This is a genomic window from Nostoc sp., from assembly GCF_036919895.1.
Classification (GTDB): Bacteria; Cyanobacteriota; Cyanobacteriia; order Cyanobacteriales; family Nostocaceae; genus Nostoc.
This window is the reverse complement of sequence record NZ_JBALBW010000115.1, coordinates 25,320-50,949: the sequence shown is the minus strand read 5'-3', so window position 1 is coordinate 50,949 and position 25,630 is coordinate 25,320. Positions and strand designations below refer to the sequence as shown.

Genomic DNA, 25,630 nt, shown 5'->3' with positions numbered 1-25,630 from the left:
TTCAAACGAGAAAATAACGAAATGGAAGATTACCAAGCCGCTTTTATGCAGCGTCACCTTGATACTGAAATATTATGTAGAAAGGAATCGGAAAGAAGAGTAGCCGCTATGCACTTTGGAGGTGTAACCATTGAATGTTTATTAAAAGCAATGATTTTTGCTACCTTACCAAAGGGTGCAACTCAGGAATGGAAGACAGATTCTACTAATCCTGGGCATACTATTACTAATCCGGGACATAATTACATGGAAGCATTAAAGCGGCACAATCGACTTAAATCTAGAATTGATAATTATCCTGAAGTGCAAAAATGGCTTACTGAAGTGGAAAATCCAAATAGCCAAAATTTTATAACTATGCGTTATTGTGGCCTTGAGCCTGATGATGAAAGTTATAAACGCTGGTTAAAAGCTTATCGGAGTCTCAAGAGGTGGTTACAAAAGCAAGCTACTCAACTTTAAAGAGGTGTTCAAATGCAGGAAAGTTGGCAGGTTTTGCTAAAGCAGGAAATTGTAAACCAATATGTGCATAATTCACAAGAATGGGTTGATTTAAATATTTCTACATCAGGTTTATTGAATTTGACTATTGTCAGCGATCGCTTTATTAATTTATCTATCCCTCAGAGGAAAGAACAAAGTTTTAATTTACTTAAATCACAAGTTCCTCATTTATCTCCTGGGTTTATTTCCTTATATACGCGTCAAGAAGCAGATTCACTAAATCTTTCAGCACCACAGGCTTTTAATACAGCTTCAGTAAAAACTTGGCAAGATTTAGCAATTCAAGCAGCAAATCCGCAAAATCAACCTCAACTTCCGCAGCGTGAACCCAGTTTACCCAGAACCGTAACCTTTTATTCCTTTAAAGGAGGAGTAGGACGCACTACAGCATTAACTCATGTTGCTTGGATTTTGGCGATGCGAGGACGTAAAGTTGTAGCTGTGGATTTAGATTTAGAAGCACCTGGTTTGAGTACAGCATTCTACCTCAAGCCTCAACCAGAATATGGAATTGTTGACTATTTTTATGAGCGTTCCTATTTACCAGAAGGAATAGAACCAAGTATTTCAATCGCAGAAATATTTGGTGAAGTGAGAATACCTAACGCCACAGGGAGATTATTTGTTGTTCCTGCTGGTTCTCTCAATCTTGATTATGTTTCTAAGGTTGATGATCTTCATGCTACAACTGTTATTGATGGAGATCAAAGTCTTTGGTCTGTTTTCAAAAGTGAAATTTACGAACAATTAAAACCTGATATTCTCTTAATTGATTCGAGAACCGGAATTAATCAATGGGGAGCTTTATCATTAATCGAAGCTGCTGACAAAGCAATCATTTTTCTTTTTCCTAATGAGCAAAACAAACAGGGCATAGAAGTACTTTTAGAATCGCTTCAAAGCCTGAAAGAATTGTCGATTAATTTTGTTTTTTCTCCTGTACCTGATGTTAGTAAAAAAAGCTTGTCTAAAATAAAAAAAATTAATAAATCTTTGTTTGAAAGAATAAAAACAGTAAATAATAATGAAGAAAATATAGATAATTATCAATCAGAAATAGAAGAACCTTTAGTAGTTCCTTACCTGTCGCTAATTGCTTTGGCTGACAACTATCCTGTCCCAGCTATACTAGATTACTATAATAAAATTGCCAATTTGATTGATGAAGAAACTGATGAACTCCAACGCAAAAATATTTTAACTAACTCAGAAAAACGCTGGACTATTATTGAAAGCCTACAATTTCCTGAAGTAAATGCTGCTGATACAGAACATTTGGGTCTAATATTTCAGCGTACCACTGATTTTGAAAAATTCTTAGATGATACTACCTGTTTAATAAGAGGACGAAAAGGAACAGGTAAAACTGCTCTGTATTCACTTTTTTTAAAACACAAAAGCGTTGGTCAAAAACTTGCTCATGGACGATTGGATAATACTGTATTTTTGTCAGCACATGGTAGATTTAAGGAAAGCCGTCCCTCTCGTGATGAATTCCAAGTCATTCATCGACATTTGCAGCAAAATGATGGAACATGGGAATCTTTTTGGAGAGCTTATTTACTGCTGAGATGTCATCAAGAAAAATTATTTAAATTCCCTAAAGATAACAAGTTTAGCGAATTGAAAGAAATTATTAATAAGTTACCTAAAGAAGGATGGCAGTATGAATATACCCAAGCTTTGCTACAATTATCTACTGATTATAATTTGCGACTTATCGTCAAAGATGTCATAAATATAATTAATCAAGAAGCCCAAAATAAATCTCAAAAACTGTGGTTTCTTTACGATGATTTAGATGAAGACTTTCGTCAGGCAGGAGAAGTAAGACAACAAGCAATCACTGGCTTATTTCAATTGATTCAGTCTTGTGATGCCAACAGATTAACAGCAATTAGGTTTAAAGTTTTCTTAAGAGAAGATATATGGAATCGCTTAATTTTTGACAACAGAAGTCATTTCAATGGACGCGATATTCTTTTACAGTGGACTAGGGTTGATTTTTTACGATTAGCACTGCGCCAAGTAATACAATCTCAAGATTTCAAGAACTTAGTTGACAAATTTTCTCCTATTGCTGTTGAAAGTATTGATCAAGCTAGTGAAGAATTGATTGATAAAGCTTTAGAATTACTTTGGGGAAGTCGTCGCAGAACAGGAGACAAAGCTAAATATGTATCCAGATGGGTTTATGAAAGATTAACAGACTCAAGTGGTACTACCTTTCCTCGAAGTTTAAGCATATTATTAGAAGGAGCAAAAGAACAAGAATTAAGTTATAAAGGAAAATCATCAATTCAACCACCTACTGATCGTTTACTGCGAAGTAAATCTTTAGAATTCGGGTTGAAAAAAGCATCAGAAAAACGCTGTGATGAAATCCAAGAGGAATATCCTGATTTGGCTAAATTTTTTGAATCTCTCAGGCAGAAATCAGCCCTTTTAACTAAAGATGAATTACATACTATATGGCAAGATTCAGCACATGATATTGCAGATTTTGAAGAATTTGCTTCTTCTTTAAGTGAAATTGGCATTATTGAATGGCGCGAAAAAGAAAAACGCTATAAGGTTGCTGATATCTATGTATATGGTTTTGAAATGGATCGTAGAGGCGCGGTATGAAAATATTTTTAACTTTATATCGCCGGTTGTATAGAAATTCTGGCGGGTTTGCGGTTTGACAAAGATTTGGTTCGTAAACTTTTGCGGGAGGATATTATGAAAGGGTCTGTAATTTATCAAGATATCGTTCAAGAAGAAGCGTTTAAATTAATTCGTCGTCAGCTTAAACGGCGTTTTGGTGATATTGATGGATCATTCATTAGTTGAGCAGGTTAGGAATTTATCTGCTGAACAGTTGGAAAATTTGGGATAGGCGTTGTTTGATTTTTCAGAAGTCGCAGATTTGGTAGTTTGGGTAGAGCAACAAAACTGAGAAAAATAAGATAGGTATTAAACTATAAAATTTCGGCATAAACGCCTTCAGGTAACTTTTCAATGTGGATGTTTAGCAATCTTTCTATTATTGTATGTAGATGTTACTATTTGGAGTGGTTTAATTCTTATCCTATCGCTTTTCTGAACTAGAGCGATTCTTACGGCGGTAAACTACACACACTCTTCTAGTTTTAGATAAAATCCATAACCCAAGTTAATCCTCAAACAACCACTATTAACCCAAGTTTATATTGAGCGATCGCTAATATTATTGAGCTTGAATTATACTTTTTCAACCCCAGCTTGTTCGCTTACATCTGCATTCCTTTATATTAAAAAAATATCCCCCACCTCAGATTCAAAAAGCAGGGGTTTTCTTAAAACTACTTAACTGAAACGGCATCAACATCGATAGTGCTTGGAGTGGTAGTAGAAGCCTCAGTAGTATTAGGTGCTTCAGTGCCTACATCACCCTTACGAGCTTTCCAGCCTTCAATCACCAGTCCAGACACTTCACCAACTAGCAGAGTCAAAAGGAAAACATCATCAATCTGTCCCGCAACGGGTATAAAATCTGGGACAATATCAATTGGACTGACCAAATAGACTAACGTTCCTAAAATTACCCACCAACGGTACTTCGGGTTACGAAGCACATTGCGATACCAGGTGTAAAGTGATTGGATTGAAAATTTCATATTTTTAAGCTCCAGTTATTTTTAATTTTGACAAATTATCCTAAAAACTCCCGGTGGGAATAACCGTCATAGTTAGTCTGGATGACGCTACTCGTAATTTTCCACCAAATACCTACTCTGTAATTATCCACAAGAGTATAGGTTTGCAAGGGTTTCACTGATTCGGGCTGTAAATTTTATTTTTGCTGTGCTGTAGTAAGCTAATGAGCATTTAAGTTGGATAAAAGCAGGGCTGAAGCCCTTACTACGAGCGAATCATTCTGGAAAAATGAATGACGATTAGCTTAGTAATTTCCTAACAACAAATAAATTGTATGGATGTTGATTGTTTATTTTACAGGGGAATCCTTTACAGGGTTAGAAGACAGGGTAGAAGAACGCACCGCCGAACTCAAAAGCGCTTTGAGTGAATTGCAGTACACTCAAGCACAAATGGTTCAAAGTGAAAAAATGTCTAGTCTGGGTCAACTGGTGGCAGGTGTGGCATATAAAATCAACAAACCGGTGAACTTTATTCATGGCAATATTACCTACCTACAATTGCCACCCAGCACCAAGTTTGTCCAGCAGTCTAAGTCAAATACGCAATACTTACAGTGTCTTTTTAGCTTTTCGATAAATTTATATTTTGGAAGTCCCTCATTTTGCATTAATCTCTAGAATTAAAATGCTTTAGCACATTTGCTCTAGTTATGGAGGGAGGAAACTTAAACAGTGGATATTTTAGATTTATTTTATAAGGGCGGGCCAGCGATGTGGCCTTTGCTTGTCCTATCGGTTCTGTCTTTTAGTGTGATTTTTGAGCGTCTGTGGTTCTGGCTGCGAATTTTGACTCAGGAAAAGCAAATAGTCGATCGCATTCTGGATGCTGCCCAAGATAATTGGCAAGCAGCTGCGGATATTGCCAAACAAGCAAGCCATCAACCTGTCGGACGTTTTCTCTATGCCCCCTTACGTTTTCCAAAAACTGATGTGGAAACCTTTCGACTAGCACTTGAGGCTACAGCAGAAGATGAATTGGCTGGAATGCGGCGGGGTGAAAAGCTTTTAGAAGCCGTGATTGCCCTCGCGCCACTGCTGGGATTGTTGGGCACGGTTTTGGGTTTAATCAAAGCTCTGCGAGCAATTCGGATTGGTGATTTGGGAACTGAATCGACAGCTGGGGTAACTACTGGTATTGGTGAATCCCTAATTGCTACGGCAACTGGGCTAATAGTTGCCATTATTAGTTTGGTATTCTATCGCCTATTTCAAAGTTTTGTAGTTAACCAAATCAAAGTTTTTCGGAAGGCAGGGAATGAAATGGAATTACTCTACCGCCAATCCCCCCCTGATTTTAGTAATAGTACATCAGCAATTGTGCGAGAAAATTTAACTCCGCCCCGCAAGCCAGTAAAGACTAGGTTGCCTGAACCTCCTGAACCGCCAAATGCAGCTAATTAGTCAATAATTCAACCTCCGAACCAAGCGTTTAAATTCCGAAAATGAAAGTTAATCTACATACCCCAATTGAAGAAGTTCAAATTCAAATCATTCCTTTAATTGATGTTGTTTTTTGTATCCTGACGTTTTTTTTATTAGCGGCATTGCAATTTACGCGGCAACAGGCAATAAATGTTGATTTGCCCAAAGCCAGCCCTAGTACAGTATCTGGAATAACATCACAGAGTGGAAGTTTGATTGTAACTATCGATGCCGTTGGCAATACTTACATAGAAAAACAGCCTGTAAAACGTGACGATTTGGGAGCGAGGTTAAAACAGTATCTCCAAGGAAACCCCAGTGCTGTTGTGGTGCTGAATGCTTCGCGGACAGCAACTTATAATGATGTGATTGAGACATTGGATTTGTTACGGCAAGTAGGAGGCGATCGCGTTTCTTTGGGAATTATTCCTGGCCCATCTCAACTACCCACAAACTCACTCAACCAGCCTAATATTCCCTCTTTCCCAATCAATCCTGAAGGCAATCTTAGCCCTAAATTTCCTTTAGCACCTAATTCTGTACCCTTACCTGGCCTAAGTCAGCCTCCAACTGGACAAGGTATCAGTCCTATCAATCCTGGTATTTCTAACCCACCAGCATCCAAAGCGCCTGTAGCACCCAAACAAACCCAACCTCCTTTGAAAAGATGAAATAGCAAGTATGGGGGGATTGGACACAAAAGGCAGAGGAGCAGTTCTTGCCGGGTGCAAGGGGAAGAATTAAAAATTACTTTTTTCCCTTCTGCTCCCTGTTTCCTTGCCCTCCCACTTCTTCCTTATTCCCTCTGAAGCTTTTTCTCAATCCTAAAGATATCTAAAACAAAATTCGGTTAGCGATCAAACTTCTGCTAATTTACAAATAATTGGTTGAGCTTTAAAGATTTTTACACCGATAAACTGAAGTAATTTATCACCAATTGCCATTCACGTTTCAGGGGTTGTGGCATGAATATCGTTACGCTTTTAATTGTTTGGCTAGTAACAGCTATTAGCCTGTTGATAATTAGTAAATTACCTTTAGGAGTTGAAATTGATACTCCTGGTAAAGCCTTCCTTTCTGCCGCAGTGCTTGGTATTGTGACGGCAATAGTCAGACCGATTTTAAGGCTCATTTTTGCAGTCCCCAATTTACTCACATTGGACTTACTATCCAGCATTTTCACATTTATGATTGCCGTAGTTTGTTTTAGTATTGCTGCTTGGTTAGTAGAGGGCTTTCGCTTACGTTACGGTATTTGGAGTGCTGTTATTGGGGCATTTACGCTGACTATAGTTAACAGCTTAATCTACAGATTATTGGGCGTTTAAAATTAATAGTGACGAGTTAGGAGTTAGGAGTTATTAACAACTCATCACTCCTAACTAACATCTCCTAACTATTCGTTGGAACTTGGGGGAGCAACGGGGGTAGCTGATTGTTGTTTGCGTTGTTCGCGTTTTTTGCGATCGGCTGAGAGCATATCTGCCATCACCACTAGGGCTTGCGCCATCTTGTCTAGGTTAGAACGGTATAACTCCAAATCCTTGTTGAGTTTGTCATTAGATACGTGCAAGCCAGCTGCGATCGCTTTTAGCGCCTCAGTTAGTTGCTTTTCGTCTTTGACTAATTCGGGATCGGACTGTTCCAATAACGAAAATACACCAATTGCGAACAAACGGCTGTATTTAAAGTTAGGATTATTGGCGATCGCTTGCAGTTGTGTTTGTAAGTCAGCATCTCGATCTAAGTAAGTCGTTTGGCCTAGCCACCCAATTAAATCTTTAACTGGCAAACCTTTAGCTACAGCTTGCAATCTTTCCGCATCCTGTCGATAGTGTTGCGGATCTTGTTCTATAGCCCGACATAGGGCATTAAAAATCGATTCTTGATCTCGTTCTGGTTGATAGCCTTGCATGAAGCGGTCAAAAGTCGTGACGACACCCAAGGCATAAATTGGATTGTAGCTAAAATCGATATTTACTGAAAGTAGATGCATTTCTACCATCAATTCTTCTACCACCCGACGATAAATAGTGTTAATCGGACGGGTGTGAAGATTGTAAAAAGTTCGTTTTGTATCAGAGACAGTACGGACGTTATTCACAAAGAAAATGTTAAGGGCGACGTATCTTTATTTTCACGCTTAAAGGCTACTTTGCCAAGTTTAGCTTTTGACTGGTGACGGTTTCATTTACAATATAAACAAATCAAAAGTATTTTATGAGCTAGTAGCCATAGGGAATAAGACCCTTCCCTCTAAAAAAACTAGCCAAAATTTTTATCTATAAATGATTTATTTATCGCATTTATGAACTTCTCGCCACAGTTAATTGCTTTAGGTGAGTACCTAGCAGGTGAATTTGATAATCAGGAACAAGCCATAGGGGAACCAGTTTGGTATGTCCATCTCCGAATGTGGCAAAGGCCAGTGAATTTGTTCACAGAAGATAGCATCACCCTGTTTGCCGAACAAGCTAATGCGATTAACCTAGATAAACCTTACCGCCAGAGAATTATGCGGTTGCGTCAGGGCAGCAACTCTGACACATCTCTGGAAGTACAATATTACATGCCTCAAGATCCAGATGCATTAAGAGGTGCAGGCAATAACCCTGCTCTGTTAAACACACTGACACCCGAACAATTAGATTTACTACCAGGTTGTATCCTAACAGTAGCTCAGGAAACACTAGCTGGCGATCGCTATAAGTTTACCGCTACCCCAGCACCAGAGACTCGTTGCAGCTTTACTTATCTTGGTAATAGCGTCTATGTTTCCTTGGGTTTTGAAGCCACTGCGGCGGAATTTCACAGCTATGACAAAGGAATCGATCCAGCAACTGGAAAAGCAACTTGGGGAGCGATTATGGGCCCTTATCGCTACACCAAGCGAAATCAGTTTAAAATAAGATAAACTTATGCTCCATGAGTTACGAGTTATGAAGTGTCAATTAACTCCTCACTGTTAACTCCCAACCCTTTTTTAGCTAGCGATGCTACGAGGTACGCCTTCTAGAGCTTCCTCTTCTGTTTCAAAGATTTCAAAGACAGTATCCATCATCGTCACTTCAAACACGAGTTTGGCTTCTGGATGTACATTGCAAATGCGGAAACTGCCCTTGACTTTATCAGCATCGCGCATCCCGGCTACCAAAGACGTTAGACCAGAACTATCAATAAAATTTACCTGAGCCAGATTCACAACTACATGGCGGCTGAGTTTAGAAATACACTCTTGTAATTTCAGGCGAAATTGCCAAGCAGTGGTAATGTCTAGGCGACCTGCTGGTGTCAGGACAATAACGGTATTTCCGTCTTGGGTTGTATAAGTTTTTTGGTCTATCTGAATCACTAAAGCCCTCCCCGTGGCATTCCTTTTAAGATTAGCTAGTTACACAGAATTGTCTAATGCTGTCACTTGAGATTAACAAGCCATAGCTAAAATTGTCACCTTTTTCTGCTAAGTGCTTAACTTTAGTAGTTTAACTCACTAAAACAGTACTGAGTAGCAATTAAAAATGGGGGAGTGGGGAGTGGGGGAAGAACTCCTAACTCCTAACTCCTAACACAGCACTATTAACTGGGTGTCCAGTTGATCCAATCTTGAGGCTTGAGGAAGGTTTCATACAACTCGGCTTCAGGGGTATTGGGTTCCGGTTTATAGCCGTATTCCCAACGGACTAGGGGAGGTAAGGACATGAGAATTGATTCGGTACGTCCGTTGGTTTGCAGACCAAAAATAGTACCTCTGTCATAAACCAAGTTAAATTCTACATACCGTCCCCGGCGGTAGAGTTGAAAATTCCGTTGGCGATCGCCATACTCTATCCCATGTCGCCGTTCTACAATGGGTACGTAGGCTGGTAAAAATGCTCTACCACAGTCTTGGACAAAGGCAAACAAATCTTCCCAATTGCGGGTTTCTGGGGTTCCCACTTGATTGCTATGAATAGCCGCGTCTCCATTGGGATTTGGCCCGCGATATAAAGCGCCTTGACCATCTTGGTAATCAAAAAACAGACCACCTACGCCCCGTGTCTCATCACGATGCTTGAGGTAAAAATATTCATCACACCAGGGCTTAAACACAGAGTAATAGTCTGGGTGATGTCTGTCACAAGCTTGTTTCAATGTTTTGTGTAAATGTGCCGCATCTTCAGCAAAAGGGTAATAAGGTGTCAAGTCAAGACCACCACCAAACCACCACACAGGCCCCGCTTCAAAGTAGCGATAATTTAGATGAATTGTAGGCACATAGGGATTGTGAGGATGTAATACCATTGAAGTTCCCGTGGCATAAAAGCCATGACCTGCGGCTTCAGGGCGTTGGGTTAAAATTGAGGCTGGCAAATGGGAACCCCAAACTTCAGAAAAATTTACACCAGCTTGTTCAAATATTGCACCTTCTCGCAGCACGCGCGATCGCCCTCCACCCCCTTCAGGGCGTTCCCAACTATCTTCGTTAAACTTAGCCACACCATCTAGTTTTGCCAATGATTCGGTAATTTCGTCTTGCAGTTGTTTCATAAACTGACTGACTCTAATCTGAGCGTCAGGTGCTGGCAAAGACTTGGATGATTCTGCTGCTACAGTTGGTGTTTGCGAGTTGGTCAACATAGATTCCCGAACCTAAATTACAATTTATTTCCAGAAAGCCACAAATTTCTTATCTTAAAATTTGGGGGAAACACGCGCCAACAATCAAGCTCTATTTGCCCAACCCGCTTTTTATTACTGGTTAAGCATTTATCCGATTGATAGGCATCACTAGAGTTATTTTCCCTCAAATGCGTATAGGCTTGTATATTGACTGAGTTTTTTTTGTTAATTTTTACTATTTCGCTCATTTAGTATTCCAGGAACTGAGCGTAGTTGCACAGGATACCAGAGTTACTAGAAAGTGTCTAGAGAGGGGGAGGATTAGGAAAATGCAAGATTGGTTATCCAAATTCATCCACCGCAAACGTCGTCGGTTTTGCGCTTCTCTGGTGCGGACGTATAGAGAGATAAGTTCTGCTTCTGTAGATGAATTGTGGCAAAAAGTCGCTGACTTAACAGATGTTTCCTGGCATCCACTACTTAAGAGTACTAACGTACCCTACGGATTAGTACCCAAACCAGGATTGATTTTTCACGCAGTAACGCGCTTTTCACCGATTCCCATCCGTCTCTTTGTGGAGCGCGTCAATCCTAGAGAAATGCTGAGTATCCGAGTGCTGGCGATTCCTGGGATAGAGGAACGGATAACTTATCAAGTAGAGTCAACGGTTTGTGGTACTTGTCTGTTTTATTCTGTAACACTACGTGGATGGTTATCGCCCTTAATTTGGTCTTTATCCCGTCCTTATGTAGACCGCGTAGCACGGTCTTTAATCGAGGCAGTTGAAAAGACGGCATTGCCAACGGTATCTAGGAAGAAAAAAACCATTGATGACAGTTGTTTTGATTTTTAGGCAAGTGCCCAATGCCCAAAGAAAGTTAAGATTCTATATAGGTAATAATGCCATTTACTAAATTTTATTACGGCATTGACAGTGAAACCACTAAGCTGACCTTACTTAAGAAAGTATCCAGTTGATAACTAAGTTCGCCACAAGTGTATTTATTCATTTTGAATTTTGAATTTTTATGTACGATGTCCTCGATTCTCGCTCTGTCTTAGAAATTTTGCGACCAGTAGAAGATCCAGAACTCCGCAAAAGTCTGGTGGAACTGAATATGATTCGTAACGTCAAAATTGACGATGGTAAGGTTAGTTTCACTTTGGTGTTGACCACTCCTGCTTGTCCTTTACGTGAATTTATCGTTGAAGACTGTCAGAAAGCTGTCAAAAAGCTCCCAGGTGTTACAGATGTCAGCATAGAAGTAACCGCAGAAACACCGCAACAAAAAAGTTTGCCAGACCGCACTGGCATTTCTGGTGTCAAAAATATTATTGCTGTTTCCAGTGGTAAAGGTGGCGTTGGTAAAAGTACGGTGGCGGTAAATGTCGCAGTGGCTCTAGCTCAAACTGGGGCGAAAGTAGGTTTGTTAGATGCTGATATTTACGGCCCCAATGACCCCACCATGCTGGGTCTGGCTGATGCCAAAATTAATGTGCGTTCCACTGAAACAGGTGACATCCTAGAACCTGCTTTTAACCACGGTGTCAAATTAGTTTCAATGGGCTTCTTGATTGACCGAGATCAACCAGTAATTTGGCGGGGGCCTATGCTCAATGGTGTAATTCGCCAGTTTCTTTATCAAGTGGAATGGGGAGAACTTGATTATCTAATTGTAGATATGCCACCGGGAACCGGAGATGCTCAGTTAACTTTGACTCAAGCAGTGCCAATGGCAGGGGCGGTAATTGTCACCACGCCGCAAAATGTAGCCCTGTTAGATTCTCGCAAGGGATTGCGGATGTTCCAGCAGATGAATGTCCCGGTATTGGGAATCGTGGAAAATATGAGCTATTTTATCCCCCCCGATCAACCAGATAAGCAGTATGACATCTTTGGTTCTGGTGGTGGCTCTAAAACAGCCACCGAATTAGGAGTGCCACTGTTAGGGTGCGTACCGCTAGAGATTTCCACACGAGTTGGTGGTGACAGTGGTGTGCCGATAGTTGTTGGCGATCCAGATTCAGCTTCGGCAAAAGCATTAACCGCGATCGCTCTTACCATTGCTGGTAAAGTATCAGTTGCTGCCCTGACATAATAAATTTTAATTTCTATCTACTTCCTGGGCTATAGCTTGGGAATACTAAGGACTGGGTATTAGGGAATGGGGAAGTAGGGGGAAGGATAACTATTGATTTTTCCCAATTCCCAATCCCCAATGCCTAATCCCAACAATTAAAGCTAACGTCTAAATTGACACAATGTTGTTAAAACGATCGCTCCCCAAAATTCGCTGGAAGTCTTGGGTCAAGCCCTGGCAGAATGTAGATTGGCTCCTATTTTTTTTGCCAGTTGCTATCAGTATCTTTGGTGGCACCATGATTCTCAGTACGGAACTGAAGCAGCCAGTCACGGACTGGTGGTGGCACTGGATGGTAGCGGGTATCGGCGTGCTTATAGCCCTATTTTTATCTCGCATCCGTTACGAACTCTTGATGCAGTGGCACTGGGTAACATACTCACTAACGAATTTCAGCTTAATTGCTGTGATGATTGCTGGTACTAGTGCTAAAGGGGCACAAAGGTGGATTAGTATCGCCGGCTTTAACGTACAACCCTCAGAATTTGCCAAAATCGGCATGATTATCACCTTAGCGGCTTTGCTACACAGGCAGACTGCTTCTAGCATCGAAGGTGTTTTCCGCGTTCTGGCAATCACTGCCATCCCTTGGGGATTAGTATTTTTGCAGCCAGATTTAGCAACATCACTGGTCTTTGGTGCGATCGTCTTAGGAATGCTTTACTGGGCAAATGCTAACCCAGGCTGGTTAATTCTGATGATTTCTCCTGTGGTTGCTGCCATTTTGTTTAGTATATCTTGGCCTTATTCAGAGCCGATAGTTTTATTCAAAGAACTATCTTTTGGCCCATTAGGGCTAATTTGGTCTGCTGCGATGGCTATTGTGGGCTGGCAAACTCTGCCCTGGCGGAGATTTGGTTTTGGTGCTATCAGTGCATGGACTCTCAATATACTCGGTGGCGAATTAGGAGTCTTTGCTTGGAACCATATTTTAAAACCGTATCAAAAAGATCGGCTAACTGTATTCATGGATCCCGATCACGATCCACTCGGTGCTGGGTATCACTTAATCCAATCTCGTATTGCCATTGGTGCTGGTGAAATTTGGGGATGGGGTTTGTTCAAGGGGCCAATGACACAACTAAATTTCGTACCTGAACAGCATACAGACTTTATTTTCTCCGCAGTGGGCGAAGAATTCGGTTTTGTTGGTTGTTTGTTAGTGCTGTTTGTCTTCGGCTTAATTTGCCTCCGTCTACTGCATGTCGCCCAAACCGCCAAAGAGAACTTTGGTTCTTTGTTGGCTATTGGCGTTTTATCCATGATCGTGTTTCAAGTGATTGTGAACGTTGGCATGACTGTAGGTTTAGCGCCTGTGGCCGGAATTCCCCTACCCTGGATGAGTTATGGGCGTTCTGCTATGCTGACTAACTTCATTTCCTTGGGAATCGTAGAATCGGTAGCAAATTTTCGCCAAAAGCAGAAGTATTATTGATTCGTCATTAGTCATTTGTCCTTTGCTAATGACCAATGACAAATGACTAATGACTAATGACTATTAAGAAGTATTAAGCTATTAAAAGGAAACAAGCGAGGCTAAAAACATGATTCTGCCTGGAGCAACTGTTCGCGTCAAAAATCCCGCAGATACGTACTATCGCTACGAAGGACTCGTGCAACGACTGACTGATGGCAAAGTAGCCGTATTATTTGAAGGTGGTAACTGGGATAAATTAGTTACCTTTCGCCTGAGTGAATTGGAACTCGTAGAGACCATAGCCGGACGGAAAAAAGCTAAATAAGATTAGTCATTAGTCATTTGTCCTTTGTCCTTTGGCAAAAACTAATGACTAATGACCAATGATTAATGACTAAATTACCATGCGCCTTCCCCTACCACAGTTTACCACTGGCGATCGCCATCCCAACCACATTGCGGAGGTGATTGAGACTACTAGTACCGAGTTTCTAGCTCAGTGTTTGGAACCAGAAGATTTGACCTTTCCCTCCATGCCACCCTTTGGTAGTTGGGTTTGTTCTGTAGATGAAGAATCTGGAAATCAAGTTTACGGCGTGGTATATTATGCCACAACAATGCCTATAGATTCTGTACACCGAGCGAGAGCTTTGGGGTTGTCATTGCAAGACTTACGCGAGGAACAACCCCAAATATTTGCCATGCTGAGAACAGAATTTCGCGCTGCGATCGTGGGATTTGAACAATCTTCCCAGAATCGAGGTTATAACCAAAGAATATATCAGTATCTACCACCCCGTCCTCCGCAAATTCATCAAGCTGTTTATCGGTGCGAACCAGAAGCGATCGTTAAATTTACTGAAGAACTAGATTTTTTGCGGACACTACTTTGTATTAACGGTGCGCCAGTCGAGTCTTTAACCGCAGCTGCCATTCGAGATGTATACCAGTTACGCAAAGCTGACCGAGAATGGCTGATTAAAGCTGGACGTAATCTAAGCGTGCTACTTAAAGATGACTACGATCGCTTGCGGTTTATTTTAAGTCAAATCCATCCGTAGGTAGTTGGTTCTTGGACAATTGCCTAGTTAGGGTAAGTTATTAATATTTTTATCGATTTTTCGTCAGGTGGCTTCTGCATTGATTTATATTATCAGGCGATCGCCCCCAAGGTAGTCGCAATTTTATCATAGCTCCTTCAATTCCTACCTATGGAACTCATATCACAAGTTCTTGTTCTGGAACCAACTTCCCAAGTTCTTGGCAAGGAACCAATTGTTCCTTTTGCTATTTTGCTGGTGGTTATTTTAGTTATACCCATCATGTTTGAGCGGCTAAGATTACCAGGATTAGTGGGTTTGGTATTCTCAGGGCTAGTACTTGGGCCTTCCGGCTGGAATTTATTTCAATCTGACTCGCCGATGATTAACCTGTTATCAGACATTGGGTTAATTTATTTGCTGTTTGTCGCAGGACTAGAAATCGATCTAGAAAAGTTTCATCGGCAAAAAAGTCGTGCCTTTGGATTTGCTAGCCTGACTTTTAGTGTCCCCCTAGTGATGGGAACCTTAGTTGGGCTGATTTTAGGTTATAGCTGGAATACTTCCATCTTAATTGGCTCTTTATTCGCTTCCTATACCCTTTTGGCATATCCGATAATCAGCCGTTTGGGAGTAGTAAACAACGAAGCTGTTACTGTAACTATTGGAGCTAAGGTTTTTACAGATGTTGGCTCAGTGCTAATCTTAGCCGTTTGTGTAGGTGTTGCTCATGCTGGAGCATTCAGCTTTGCTAAACTACTTACCTTGTCGGGTTGGTTAATTATTTACTCTGTTGCTGTTGTGACAGGTTTTGATTGGGCAGGTAAGGAGTTTTTCAAGCGGTCTGGAGATGACGAAGGAAACAAGTTTTTATTTGTGTTGCTTTCTGTGTTTTTGGCAGCAGTGGGCGCTCAATTGATTGGGATAGAAAAAATTGTTGGTGCTTTTTTAGCGGGTTTGGCGGTAAATGAAGCGGTAGGTGAAGGCCCAGTCAAAGAAAAGGTGGTATTTATTGGCAGTGTGCTGTTTATTCCCATTTTCTTTGTTGACCTTGGCTTACTGATCGATTTACCCACCTTTGCTAACAACCTGGACACGCTCAAGTTAACGCTGTTGATGATAGTCGGTTTGATTGTCAGTAAATTGATTGCAGCTTTGTTGACAAAACTAGTTTACCGCTACAAGTGGCAAGAAACGTTAACCATCTGGTCGCTATCACTTCCCCAGGTTGGTACAACTTTAGCAGCTACCTTAGTGGGATATCACGCTGGATTGCTGCCACCAGAAGTATTAAACAGTGTCATTGTCTTAATGGTTGTCACATCAACTTTGGGGCCATTGATGACCAGTCGAATCGCTGTTGGTTTGAATTCCTTACCAACGGAAGATTCTGCACCACCTCTTCCTGACCAGAATGCACCAGAGATAGGTAGTGCTTTTACTATAGTCGTACCTGTCTATAATCCTCATACCGAACAGCATTTGATTGAAATGGCGGTCTTATTAGCCCGTCAATCTCAGGGAAAAATTATACCCCTTGCGATCGCAACTGCTGCGGCTCAAATGGATGCACCCCAGTTAGAAGCGTCTCTACAACGCAGTGAACAGTTATTGACGAAAGCCACGGCACACAGTCGATTATTAGGTGTTACCGCAGAACCAATGCTGCGAATTGATGATGCCTTTGCTCAAGGAATTAGCCGAGCCGCTCGCGAACAAAAGGCTAATTTAATTGTCATGGGTTGGGGCAAACGGACTGGGTTACGAGCGCGTTTATTTGGCAATGTGATTGATGGAGTACTTTGGGCATCCCATTGTCCAGTAGCAGTAACACGTCTAGTAGAATCACCGAAAAAAATTCAGCGCATCTTAGTACCAGTAGAAAATTTAACAGCACCGACATTACACCCTGTGCAATTTGCCCAAATGCTGGCAGAGGCAAATCAGAGTCACATTACTGTGCTAAATGTGTGCGATCGCCGCACCAGTTCCAGTAAAATTGCCTGGAGGCGATCGCATCTCTCCCTAATGGTATCTAATTTAGCTTTGGCTAATGCCCCAGAAATTCAAATTATCGCTCATGAAAATGTTGCCCAAGCAATTTTGCAGGCTGCACGATTATATGATTTAGTCGTTTTACCTTTTATCCGTAATCGTACTAGTCCTGGAGGGTTAGCTATTAGCGATGTTACAACCCAGTTAGCCAGACAACTCACCTGCTCCATTGTCATACTTGGAGAACCGCAGCGCACTCAAAGCACAAATATAGTTATGTCTAACACGGTTACTAGCATTACGTCTGCTGTATGATTTAGGGCAGATTTTAGTCTATCTGAGTCAACTGGGGCTGGCGATCCGCATTCACAAAAAGCTTTGTAACAAATGAATCGACTGTAGGGATATCTGGATATTCCTACAGTCCATTCTCCGCGGCTTCCAGAAGAGAACACCAGTAACCATAAAAATATTTTATGTTATTGAAGATTTGATGAACTTTGAGTCGAAGACTGACAATATTGAGACTAAGTTTGTTATTTTGCTAGTTAAATTGTTAAATAAGCAGGTAAAAACATCACAAAGTTATAACTGTACAAAAATAAGTAAATTCAACAATACTTTTTGATTAAACTTGTTCTTTTTTCAGTTCTGTATTTTTGTCCCCAAGCTGGGTAATCTAAAAGTAAGTGCAATAGCTACTGAAAATATTTGTAAGTAACTGGGAAACTATGAGAATTTTGGTGACGGGCGGTGCTGGGTTTATTGGTTCCCATCTCATCGACCGATTAATGACCGAGGGGCATGAATTAATATGCTTGGATAATTTTTACACTGGTCACAAACGGAACATCCTTAAATGGTTAGGTAATCCGTACTTTGAACTGATCCGCCATGATATTACCGAACCAATTCGGTTAGAAGTGGATCAAATTTATCATTTGGCTTGTCCAGCTTCACCAGTCCATTACCAGTACAACCCAGTTAAAACCGTTAAAACTAACGTCATGGGAACCCTGAATATGTTGGGGCTAGCTAAACGTGTGAAAGCTAGGTTTTTCTTGGCTTCAACGAGTGAAGTATACGGAGATCCAGAAGTTCATCCCCAAGTTGAAGAGTATCGGGGTAGCGTTAATCCCATCGGGATCCGTTCATGCTACGACGAAGGTAAAAGAATTGCTGAGACTTTAGCATTTGATTATTACAGACAAAATAAAGTTGATATTCGAGTTGTTCGGATATTTAACACCTACGGCCCGAGAATGTTAGAAAACGATGGTCGGGTGGTGAGCAACTTTATAGTTCAAGCCTTGCGGGGTAATCCTTTAACCGTGTATGGGGATGGTTCGCAAACTCGTAGTTTCTGCTATGTTTCCGACTTGGTAGAAGGATTCATCCGCCTGATGAATAGCGACTATATTGGCCCAATGAATTTGGGAAATCCTGGTGAGTACACGATTTTACAGTTGGCCCAAGCTGTGCAAAATATGATCAATCCAGATGCAAAGATTAAATTCGAGGCATTACCTTCGGACGATCCCCGCCGTCGCCAGCCTGATATCACCAAAGCAAAAACTTGGTTAAATTGGGAACCTACCATTCCTCTGCAAGAGGGGTTAAAACTGACAATAGAAGATTTCCGCGATCGCATTCAAGGCGATGGCAATAATTCAACCAACTAAGTAGCGCCTAGCATCGCTCTGAATTTTCATGCAAGCTCACCCGCTCGGTAGCTGGTATGCTTAGTGGCTGAGTTTACTAACAGCGTGTTAAGTGTCGTATTGATAACTTCTTTTTGAAGACTACACCCAAAAAAATTAGGGAGTTTAAAGAATGCGTGTTTGCGTGATTGGTACTGGTTACGTTGGTTTAGTCACAGGTGCTTGCTTGGCTCATATTGGGCATGATGTAATTTGCGTAGACAACAACGAAGAAAAAGTTAAGTTAATGAAGTCTGGACAGTCCCCAATTTTTGAGCCGGGACTCTCAGAAATTATGCAGTCTGCCATTCAAACCGAGAAGATTCATTTTACAAGCGATCTTGCTGCTGGAGTTACCCACGGAGAAATTCTGTTTATTGCTGTGGGAACGCCACCTTTACCCACTGGTGAAAGTGATACTCGTTATGTCGAAGCTGTAGCCCGTGGGATTGGAGAAAATCTCAACGGTGGTTATAAGGTGATAGTGAATAAATCTACAGTCCCCATTGGCTCAGGTGACTGGGTGCGGATGCTTGTTCTAGATGGTGTTGCAGAGCAGCAGAAAGCATTAGTACCCGCAGGTGGAGTACCGAGCGATCAGAAATTACCTGAGTTTGTAGCCGAGTTTGATGTGGTAAGCAATCCAGAATTTTTGCGCGAAGGTTCAGCAGTTCACGACACCTTCAACCCCGATCGCATTGTACTAGGAGGCAATAGTCAAAGAGCAGTAGCCTTGATGCAACAACTGTATGCCCCAATTGTGGAACGCAAGTTTGCTGAGGATCAATCTTTACCCCCAGTGCCAATTTTGACGACAGACCTGAGTTCGGCGGAGATGATTAAATACGCCGCCAATGCCTTCTTAGCCACCAAGATTAGTTTTATTAACGAAGTTGCGAATATTTGCGATCGCGTCGGTGCTGATGTCACCGAAGTAGCTAAAGGCATCGGTCTAGACTCCCGCATTGGTAACAAGTTTTTACAAGCTGGTATCGGTTGGGGTGGTTCTTGTTTTCCCAAAGATGTTTCGGCTCTGATTCACACTGCTGAGGATTATGGCTATGAAGCCCAGCTAATGAAAGCTGCTGTTAGTGTCAACGAACGCCAACGCTTGATTGCTTTAGAGAAACTCCAACAAGTTTTGAAAATTCTCAAAGGCAAAACAGTCGGACTACTCGGACTGACCTTCAAGCCAGATACCGACGACTTGCGCGATGCTCCAGCCCTGATTTTAATTGAGCAGCTAAACCGACTGGGAGCGAAAGTCAAAGCCTACGATCCTATTATTTCCCAAACAGGTATGCGTCATGGGCTTTCTGGTGTGCTAGTAGAAACTGATGCCGAAAGACTAGCTGATGGCTGCGATGCTTTAGTACTTGTCACCGAATGGCAGCAGTTCAGCACTCTTGACTATGTGAAGATGGCAAAATTAATGGCTCACCCCGTTATCATCGACGGTCGTAACTTCCTCGACCCTGAAGCAATGATCCGCGCTGGATTCCAATATGTAGGCGTGGGAAGGTAGAGAGTAGAGACACGATTAATCGCGTCTCTACAGGAGTTAGGAGTGATAAGTAAAAATTAATTACAACCTATAATCAATAACTCCTAACTTCCTTCAAAACTTAAAGATTTAAATTACCGCCTAGATGATTCTGGGCGGTATTTAATTTGTATAAAGCTTCATACAAAGCTGTTCAGGAAAACTTTACTTTGAATTTTTGTGTGTTTTTTTCTCATCGAGCGCTATTTGGAATACGTTCAACTTCGGCATATCCACTGAAAATAAGTTTTTGACCTTCAGTTTCTAATCGGTTGAGTCGCATTTTCACTCCATCAAGGTCAAAACGATCCAAATCGACCATATTATCTAAAATTTCTACCAGCGCCACGCTCAAGGTTTGGGAAATTTCCCGTTGTGCTTCTGGCACTTGGTCAAGTTGAATTTTCGGATCTTTGAAGGAAACTCGTCGCCGCCTTTCAATGCCTAAAGCTAGGCTCATGTTCAGGGGAACGAGTTCGCCATTGTTTAAATCTGCTTTTGCTACAAGCTGTAAGCGATTTCCTGGCAATAGCTGTACCTGAACTTCCGTAAAGGAAACTGGTTCACCGCCAGATAATTCTGTCAGGGATGGTACGGAGAGGTTTAGCAGGCGCTTTTTAACCAGTTCCGCGCTAAAGGCTTGGTTGATGCCCGCTTCTGATAAAATTACTTGAGCGATCGCTTGAGTGGGTTGCTTAAGGCTGAGTTTGCCACTTAAAACCGAACCGAAGTCAATGGCCACCGCATCGGTTTCAAAAGACATCTCCTCTACCGCGAAATCTTTCCGAATCACCAAGCCACGACCGTTCATTTTGAAGCTATCAATGCTGCCTTGCAACAGTTTGCTGGAGGGGTAGCAGCGCACAAAGACTTCTACTGACTCGCTTTGGGTAAACAGGTGGCGAATCGTTTGGCTGGCGACCGTATTGAGCATCCGCTCACCCCAATCAGTGCCTTTAGGATCTTGTAAACCAGTAAGTCCGCCGAACATGTGGTTTTTAGTCTCTAGAAGTTCTTTGTACTTTTGTAACAAACTATGAAGAATCCAGCAAGCGATCCCGTGATTAATTGTGCTGATGGGTAGGAGTTGGATAGCTGATGGTAAATAGCTAAATGTGTCAAATATTACCGATTCTACCGTATTTTGTTCACAATTCGTGAAGACACTGTTTATGTGCTTTATGTGCCTCATAGCTCACAAGCACTCCTCATAGATGATGAAGATGATGAAGTTGATTAGGAAGAATTTTGATAAGGTGACTGATTGAAAGAGGCGATCGCCAGTTCGCTATAGTGACGCATTTACTTTAAACTATGGAAATGAATGCAAATGGTTTTTAGAATATGTGTAGAGCTTCTAGATCAGCGTAGGTTTGAGAAGAAACAGTGACACAAGCCAAAACACATCGATCCATTGCAGTGAATATTCCACCAACGCTAACACTTACAGTCACCCACGAGCAGTTAGTTGAGTTGGCGATCGCTAACCGAGATTTACAACTAGAACGAACTGTTACAGGAGAGCTAGTTGTTATGGCTCCAACTGGAGGTACTACAGGAAATAGGAATTTAGATATCGAAGGACAACTATGGTTCTGGAACCGTCAAACAAGACTTGGTAAAACATTTAACTCTTCGACTGGTTTTCACCTCCCTAACGGAGCCGATCGCTCTCCCGATGCAGCTTGGGTAGTTCAAAACAGATGGGACGCACTCACTCCAGAACAGCAAGATGGATTTGTCCCTCTTTGTCCTGATTTTTTACTGGAACTGCGTTCTAAAAATGACAATATGAAACCCCTACGAGCCAAAATGAGAGAATATATAGAAAATGGAGCTTGTTTAGGTTGGCTAATTGACCGAAAAAACAAAAAAGTGGAGATTTATAGGCAAGGCCAGTCTGTAGAAGTTATGGATAATCCCGTAACCTTGTCAGGTGAAGATATCTTGCCTGGGTTTATCCTAGATTTGACCGAGGTTTGGAAATGATTTTGAATGCTATGGTCTCTTATGAAGCGATCGCAACCTCTATGCAAAAATGCGATCGCCTCTCTGCTAATCAAAGCTGCACGATCAAACCTCGAACTGCATCAGATTTTCAAACGGATGCTGATTTTTCCATCGGTAAGCATTAAAATCTCTGAAATCTATCGACAAAATTCTTCCATGTCCCAAGTGTTCTGCTAAAACGACCAGCGAAGCATCAGCAAGATCCATTGGTAAGTTCCTATATTTTTCCATCAGTTCACAAATACGTTTACCATGATGGGGTTGCAAATCAAAAACCGTAAATACCCCTAAAAATAAGTTATTAATGAAACTTACTTGGGCGCGATCGCCCATTCTTGTTAAGAGTAGATAGCAAGTTTCTGTAACGACAGGCCAAGTCGTAATCAGAGGTTCGTTGAGATTGGCAAGTACCATTATTGCTTGAGTGTGGTACGAGTCATGACGATTTGCCAATGCTAACCAAAAGCCAGTATCAACGATGATCATACTTAGCTTTTAAGCCATCTTTCAAAATTGATTTGTAATTTACAGATATATTGGGATCTGCCTCACCGCAACCAATAAAGCCTGTTTCGGTGAGCATTGAGAAAGGATTCCTTTGCTGCTGCTGAAGTTGTTGATAGTACAATTCCAAGGCAGACTTAATCACATCTGTTACAGCCTGATTAGTCTGTTGTTGAATATAGGCTAGTTTGTCAGCATACTCATCATCTAATCGAGCATTGATTCGCATAGTTCTGCTCTCTTGTCATACGATTGTATGACAAGACTAACATATCTGCGACCTCGTCAATAACTTTCGGCGCAGATTATCCAACGCTGCATTTGCACTTACATGACGAATTAAAGCTCGACCTCGCACTGTACCAAACTGATACTCAAAACTTGTCACTTCATCCTTTGGCCCAGCTAAACCAACGTAAACTAAACCCACCGGCTTTGTATCTGTCCCTCCGGTTGGGCCAGCAATACCAGTGATACTCAATCCCCAAGTTGTTGCAAGTCGGGTTTTCACCCCAACTGCCATTTGCTCTGCAATGATCGCACTTACCGCCCCAAATTTATCTAAATCTTCTGGGTTAACCCCCAGCAGCTTAACCTTCACCGAATTATCATAAGAAATTACTCCACCCCAAAAGTAATCAGAACTTCCAGAAATCTCGGTTAACATTTGCCCTAAACCGCCACCGGTGCAAGATTCTGCCACCGAAAGCGTTTCTTTTGATGCCCGCAACAACTGACCGACCACGGAAGCCGGAGTATCATTATTAACGCCGTAAAAATCTAGTCCAGCAATTTCTTTAAGTTGTTTCTCAATGGGCGCAATTAGGGCTTCTGCGGCTGCTTCTGAATTTGCTTTCGCAGAAACTCGCAATCTGACTTCCCCCTTACCTGCATAAGGGGCTACTGTGGGGTTTGGCAATTTCAAATAGGAAGCAACTTTTTCCGCCAAAGCAGATTCACCAATCCCCCAAAACTTTAAACTCCGGCTGTAAATAATGTCTTTACCCCAACCTTGACTTTTGAGAAATGGGACGGCTGTTTCTTCCCACATCGGGTACATTTCACTGGGAACGCCGGGAAAGGTGAAAATCGTGATTTCAGGACGGGGTTGCCAAATAATGCCGGGTGCTGTTCCAGTGGGGTTGGGGAGAATTTCTGCACCTTGGGGAATCAAAGCTTGTTTGCGGTTACTGGGTGACATAACCCGATCGCGTTGGGCGAATTTCTGGGTTATGTCTTCGATGATTTCTGGGTGTTCTACCAAGGGAACTTTAAAAAAATCAGCGATGGTTTCGCAGGTGAGGTCATCTGGTGTTGGGCCGAGTCCACCAGTGAAAATGAGAATTTGCGCTCTGGAAATAGCAATTTCTATAACTTGCTTCAACCGTTCTGGATTATCCCCAACCACTGTTTGATAGTAGTGGGGGATACCTAGCTGCGCTAATTGTTGCGCCAAAAATTGAGCATTGCCGTTGAGGATATCTCCTAAGAGCAGTTCAGTACCAACACAAATAATTTCTGCACTCATTGGAATTGGGAATGGGGGATTGGGGATTGGGAATTGGGAATTGGGGATTGGGGATTGGGAATTGGGGATTGGGAATTGGGGATTGGGAATTGGGGATTGGGAATTGGGGATTGGGGATTGGGAATTGGGGATTGGGAATTGGGGATTGGGAATTGGGGATTGGGTGGGGATTGGGAAGAAGAACTATTTACCAATGCCCCATGCCCCATGCCCAATTATGCTAGTGCTGGTACTGGAATTTCCAGGTGAGGATATAAGGGGAAGCGATCGCACAATGCTGCTACCCGTTGCCGACAATCTTGGGTTACTATGTCGGAATCTGGGGAAAGTAGGCGATCGCTAATAATATTTGCAATCTCGGTAAATTCTGCGACTCCCAAGCCCCGCGTGGTCATTGCGGGCGAACCTAACCTCAAACCACTGGTAACAAATGGCGATTGTGGATCGAAGGGAATAGTATTTTTGTTAGCAGTAATATTCACAGTACTAACTAGCTGATCCGCTTGCTTACCAGTTAGATTTACAGAGCGTAAATCCACGAGGAGTAAATGGTTATCAGTGCCATTTGACACTATCTTTAAACCCCGATTTTGTAGTTGTTCTGCCAAAGCACGAGCATTTTCAATCACTTGGGCAGAATAGGTTTTAAACTCAGGCTTTAGGGCTTCTCCAAAAGCCACTGCTTTACCAGCAATGACGTGTTCCAATGGCCCGCCCTGACTGCCAGGAAAAACAGATTTATCTAGCTTTTTACCTAATTCTGCGTCGCTGGTCAAAATTAAGCCACCTCTAGGGCCGCGCAGAGTTTTATGGGTAGTTGTTGTGACTACATGACAATGAGGAATGGGATCGGGATGAAGACCAGTAGCAACTAAACCAGCGATATGAGCAATATCGGCAAGTAAGTAAGCGCCAATTTCATCAGCAATACTACGGAACTTTTGAAAATCAATGATCCGGGAATAAGCTGAATAACCACAAATTAAGAGCTTAGGACGCTCCCTCAGCGCCAGCTCCCGAATTTGATCGTAGTCAAGTTGTTCTGTTTGTTGATTGACACCGTAGTGGCTAACTTGAAACCACTTACCTGAGAAATTTACAGGTGAACCGTGGGTGAGATGTCCCCCATGAGACAAATCCATCCCCATAATTTTGTCCCCTGGTTGCAGCAGCGACAGGAACACGGCAAAATTGGCTTGTGCGCCAGAATGGGGTTGGACATTCGCATGAGCAGCACCAAATATCTGTTTAGCGCGATCGATCGCTATTTGCTCGATTTTGTCGATATATTCACAACCGCCATAGTAGCGTTTACCAGGTAATCCCTCGGCATATTTATTTGTTAATACCGAACCTTGAGCCGCCAGTACCGCCGCGGAGGTAAAGTTTTCACTAGCAATCAACTCCAAGTGATCTCGCTGACGCTGTAGTTCGTCGTTGATTAACTCCGCGATCGCTGGATCGGTGGAGGAAAGAAAGTCTGAGTTAGTTTTAGTCACTTCAATTATCCTTATGGAAATTTGTACAACGGCTGATTTTGTTT

At 42.0% G+C, this 25,630-nt stretch carries 26 protein-coding genes and 1 pseudogene; 18 read left to right on the top strand and 9 right to left on the bottom strand.

The window, feature by feature from the left end; translation table 11 throughout:
* Positions 1–21 precede the first annotated feature (21 nt).
* The 3 genes from V7K55_RS23035 (at position 22) to V7K55_RS23025 (ending at position 3,339) form a co-directional block, all read left to right on the top strand.
* Positions 22–462 carry a hypothetical protein gene (locus V7K55_RS23035; protein ID WP_334834986.1) on the top strand — a complete coding sequence of 147 codons (441 nt, stop codon included), beginning with the start codon at positions 22–24 and terminating at the stop codon, positions 460–462.
* 12 nt (positions 463–474) lie between these two features.
* Positions 475–3,132, top strand: a complete 2,658-nt coding sequence (locus V7K55_RS23030) for a ParA family protein (RefSeq protein ID WP_334834984.1) — start codon at positions 475–477, stop codon at positions 3,130–3,132.
* A 96-nt stretch (positions 3,133–3,228) separates the two neighbouring features.
* Positions 3,229–3,339 carry a DUF4351 domain-containing protein gene (locus V7K55_RS23025; RefSeq protein WP_334834983.1) on the top strand — a complete coding sequence of 37 codons (111 nt, stop codon included), beginning with the start codon at positions 3,229–3,231 and terminating at the stop codon, positions 3,337–3,339.
* A 491-nt stretch (positions 3,340–3,830) separates the two neighbouring features.
* Here V7K55_RS23025 and V7K55_RS23020 read toward each other — a convergent pair whose 3' ends face one another.
* A complete protein-coding gene (locus tag V7K55_RS23020; protein ID WP_334834981.1) occupies positions 3,831–4,145 on the bottom strand; it encodes a YkvA family protein in 315 nt (104 codons plus the stop codon).
* A gap of 357 nt (positions 4,146–4,502) precedes the next feature.
* Here V7K55_RS23020 and V7K55_RS23015 point away from each other — a divergent pair.
* The 4 genes and pseudogenes from V7K55_RS23015 to V7K55_RS23000 form a co-directional block, all read left to right on the top strand.
* Positions 4,503–4,682, top strand: a pseudogene (locus tag V7K55_RS23015) (hypothetical protein); the annotation flags it as partial.
* Between the two features lie 177 nt (positions 4,683–4,859).
* Complete coding sequence (locus V7K55_RS23010) at positions 4,860–5,588, top strand: MotA/TolQ/ExbB proton channel family protein (protein ID WP_334834980.1); 729 nt, start codon at positions 4,860–4,862, stop codon at positions 5,586–5,588.
* A 41-nt stretch (positions 5,589–5,629) separates the two neighbouring features.
* The gene (locus V7K55_RS23005; RefSeq protein WP_334834978.1) at positions 5,630–6,280 is read left to right on the top strand and encodes a biopolymer transporter ExbD; all 651 of its coding nucleotides are present in this window, start codon (positions 5,630–5,632) and stop codon (positions 6,278–6,280) included.
* A gap of 294 nt (positions 6,281–6,574) precedes the next feature.
* Positions 6,575–6,937 carry a phage holin family protein gene (locus tag V7K55_RS23000; protein WP_334834977.1) on the top strand — a complete coding sequence of 121 codons (363 nt, stop codon included), beginning with the start codon at positions 6,575–6,577 and terminating at the stop codon, positions 6,935–6,937.
* A gap of 68 nt (positions 6,938–7,005) precedes the next feature.
* Here the strand turns inward: V7K55_RS23000 and psb29 are convergent, their stop codons facing one another.
* Positions 7,006–7,713: a photosystem II biogenesis protein Psp29 gene (psb29, locus tag V7K55_RS22995; RefSeq protein ID WP_334834976.1), complete on the bottom strand. Its 708-nt coding sequence runs from the start codon at positions 7,711–7,713 to the stop codon at positions 7,006–7,008.
* Positions 7,714–7,917: 204 nt separating this feature from the next.
* On the opposite strand from psb29, the gene V7K55_RS22990 reads away from it, so the two are divergent.
* Positions 7,918–8,523 (top strand): chromophore lyase CpcT/CpeT, encoded by a 606-nt coding sequence (locus V7K55_RS22990; protein WP_334834975.1) that lies wholly within the window; start codon positions 7,918–7,920, stop codon positions 8,521–8,523.
* Positions 8,524–8,592: 69 nt separating this feature from the next.
* On the opposite strand, the gene V7K55_RS22985 is transcribed toward V7K55_RS22990, so the two are convergent.
* Both V7K55_RS22985 and hemF read right to left on the bottom strand, forming a co-directional pair.
* On the bottom strand, positions 8,593–8,961 hold the full coding sequence (locus V7K55_RS22985; RefSeq protein ID WP_094328250.1) for an STAS domain-containing protein: 369 nt from the start codon (positions 8,959–8,961) through the stop codon (positions 8,593–8,595).
* Between the two features lie 224 nt (positions 8,962–9,185).
* Entirely contained in the window at positions 9,186–10,226 is a 1,041-nt protein-coding gene (hemF, locus tag V7K55_RS22980; protein ID WP_334834973.1) for an oxygen-dependent coproporphyrinogen oxidase, read from the bottom strand.
* Between the two features lie 311 nt (positions 10,227–10,537).
* Here hemF and V7K55_RS22975 point away from each other — a divergent pair, with 311 nt between their 5' ends.
* The 8 genes from V7K55_RS22975 to V7K55_RS22940 all read left to right on the top strand — a co-directional run bounded on the left by V7K55_RS22975 (position 10,538) and on the right by V7K55_RS22940 (position 20,027).
* A complete protein-coding gene (locus tag V7K55_RS22975; protein WP_334834971.1) occupies positions 10,538–11,062 on the top strand; it encodes an SRPBCC family protein in 525 nt (174 codons plus the stop codon).
* 175 nt (positions 11,063–11,237) lie between these two features.
* Entirely contained in the window at positions 11,238–12,308 is a 1,071-nt protein-coding gene (locus V7K55_RS22970; RefSeq protein WP_334834969.1) for an Mrp/NBP35 family ATP-binding protein, read from the top strand.
* A 163-nt stretch (positions 12,309–12,471) separates the two neighbouring features.
* Positions 12,472–13,785 (top strand): rod shape-determining protein RodA, encoded by a 1,314-nt coding sequence (gene rodA / locus V7K55_RS22965; protein ID WP_334834968.1) that lies wholly within the window; start codon positions 12,472–12,474, stop codon positions 13,783–13,785.
* A 109-nt stretch (positions 13,786–13,894) separates the two neighbouring features.
* On the top strand, positions 13,895–14,092 hold the full coding sequence (locus tag V7K55_RS22960) for an NAD(P)H dehydrogenase subunit NdhS (RefSeq protein ID WP_012411449.1): 198 nt from the start codon (positions 13,895–13,897) through the stop codon (positions 14,090–14,092).
* A gap of 79 nt (positions 14,093–14,171) precedes the next feature.
* The gene (locus V7K55_RS22955; RefSeq protein ID WP_334834967.1) at positions 14,172–14,828 is read left to right on the top strand and encodes an HAS-barrel domain-containing protein; all 657 of its coding nucleotides are present in this window, start codon (positions 14,172–14,174) and stop codon (positions 14,826–14,828) included.
* A 150-nt stretch (positions 14,829–14,978) separates the two neighbouring features.
* Positions 14,979–17,117, top strand: a complete 2,139-nt coding sequence (locus tag V7K55_RS22950; protein WP_334834966.1) for a cation:proton antiporter domain-containing protein — start codon at positions 14,979–14,981, stop codon at positions 17,115–17,117.
* Between the two features lie 416 nt (positions 17,118–17,533).
* Positions 17,534–18,484 carry a UDP-glucuronic acid decarboxylase family protein gene (locus V7K55_RS22945; protein WP_334834965.1) on the top strand — a complete coding sequence of 317 codons (951 nt, stop codon included), beginning with the start codon at positions 17,534–17,536 and terminating at the stop codon, positions 18,482–18,484.
* A gap of 151 nt (positions 18,485–18,635) precedes the next feature.
* The gene (locus tag V7K55_RS22940; protein WP_334834964.1) at positions 18,636–20,027 is read left to right on the top strand and encodes a UDP-glucose dehydrogenase family protein; all 1,392 of its coding nucleotides are present in this window, start codon (positions 18,636–18,638) and stop codon (positions 20,025–20,027) included.
* A 211-nt stretch (positions 20,028–20,238) separates the two neighbouring features.
* On the opposite strand, the gene V7K55_RS22935 is transcribed toward V7K55_RS22940, so the two are convergent.
* Positions 20,239–21,036 (bottom strand): LmeA family phospholipid-binding protein, encoded by a 798-nt coding sequence (locus V7K55_RS22935; protein ID WP_334834999.1) that lies wholly within the window; start codon positions 21,034–21,036, stop codon positions 20,239–20,241.
* A 395-nt stretch (positions 21,037–21,431) separates the two neighbouring features.
* Between V7K55_RS22935 and V7K55_RS22930 the strand changes: the two genes are divergently transcribed.
* Complete coding sequence (locus V7K55_RS22930) at positions 21,432–22,034, top strand: Uma2 family endonuclease (RefSeq protein ID WP_334834963.1); 603 nt, start codon at positions 21,432–21,434, stop codon at positions 22,032–22,034.
* Positions 22,035–22,118: 84 nt separating this feature from the next.
* Here the strand turns inward: V7K55_RS22930 and V7K55_RS22925 are convergent, their stop codons facing one another.
* The 3 genes from V7K55_RS22925 to V7K55_RS22915 are packed head-to-tail and all read right to left on the bottom strand — an operon-like array spanning position 22,119 to position 24,087.
* On the bottom strand, positions 22,119–22,541 hold the full coding sequence (locus V7K55_RS22925) for a type II toxin-antitoxin system VapC family toxin (protein ID WP_334834962.1): 423 nt from the start codon (positions 22,539–22,541) through the stop codon (positions 22,119–22,121).
* The gene (locus V7K55_RS22920; RefSeq protein WP_334834961.1) at positions 22,528–22,788 is read right to left on the bottom strand and encodes a CopG family transcriptional regulator; all 261 of its coding nucleotides are present in this window, start codon (positions 22,786–22,788) and stop codon (positions 22,528–22,530) included. The genes V7K55_RS22925 and V7K55_RS22920 overlap by 14 nt, the downstream gene beginning before the upstream one ends.
* 36 nt (positions 22,789–22,824) lie before the next feature.
* Complete coding sequence (locus V7K55_RS22915) at positions 22,825–24,087, bottom strand: competence/damage-inducible protein A (protein ID WP_334834960.1); 1,263 nt, start codon at positions 24,085–24,087, stop codon at positions 22,825–22,827.
* A gap of 33 nt (positions 24,088–24,120) precedes the next feature.
* Here V7K55_RS22915 and V7K55_RS22910 point away from each other — a divergent pair, with 33 nt between their 5' ends.
* Positions 24,121–24,336, top strand: a complete 216-nt coding sequence (locus V7K55_RS22910) for a hypothetical protein (RefSeq protein ID WP_334834959.1) — start codon at positions 24,121–24,123, stop codon at positions 24,334–24,336.
* Here the strand turns inward: V7K55_RS22910 and glyA are convergent.
* The gene (glyA, locus tag V7K55_RS22905) at positions 24,303–25,586 is read right to left on the bottom strand and encodes a serine hydroxymethyltransferase (RefSeq protein ID WP_334834957.1); all 1,284 of its coding nucleotides are present in this window, start codon (positions 25,584–25,586) and stop codon (positions 24,303–24,305) included. The genes V7K55_RS22910 and glyA overlap by 34 nt on opposite strands.
* Positions 25,587–25,630: the final 44 nt, after the last annotated feature.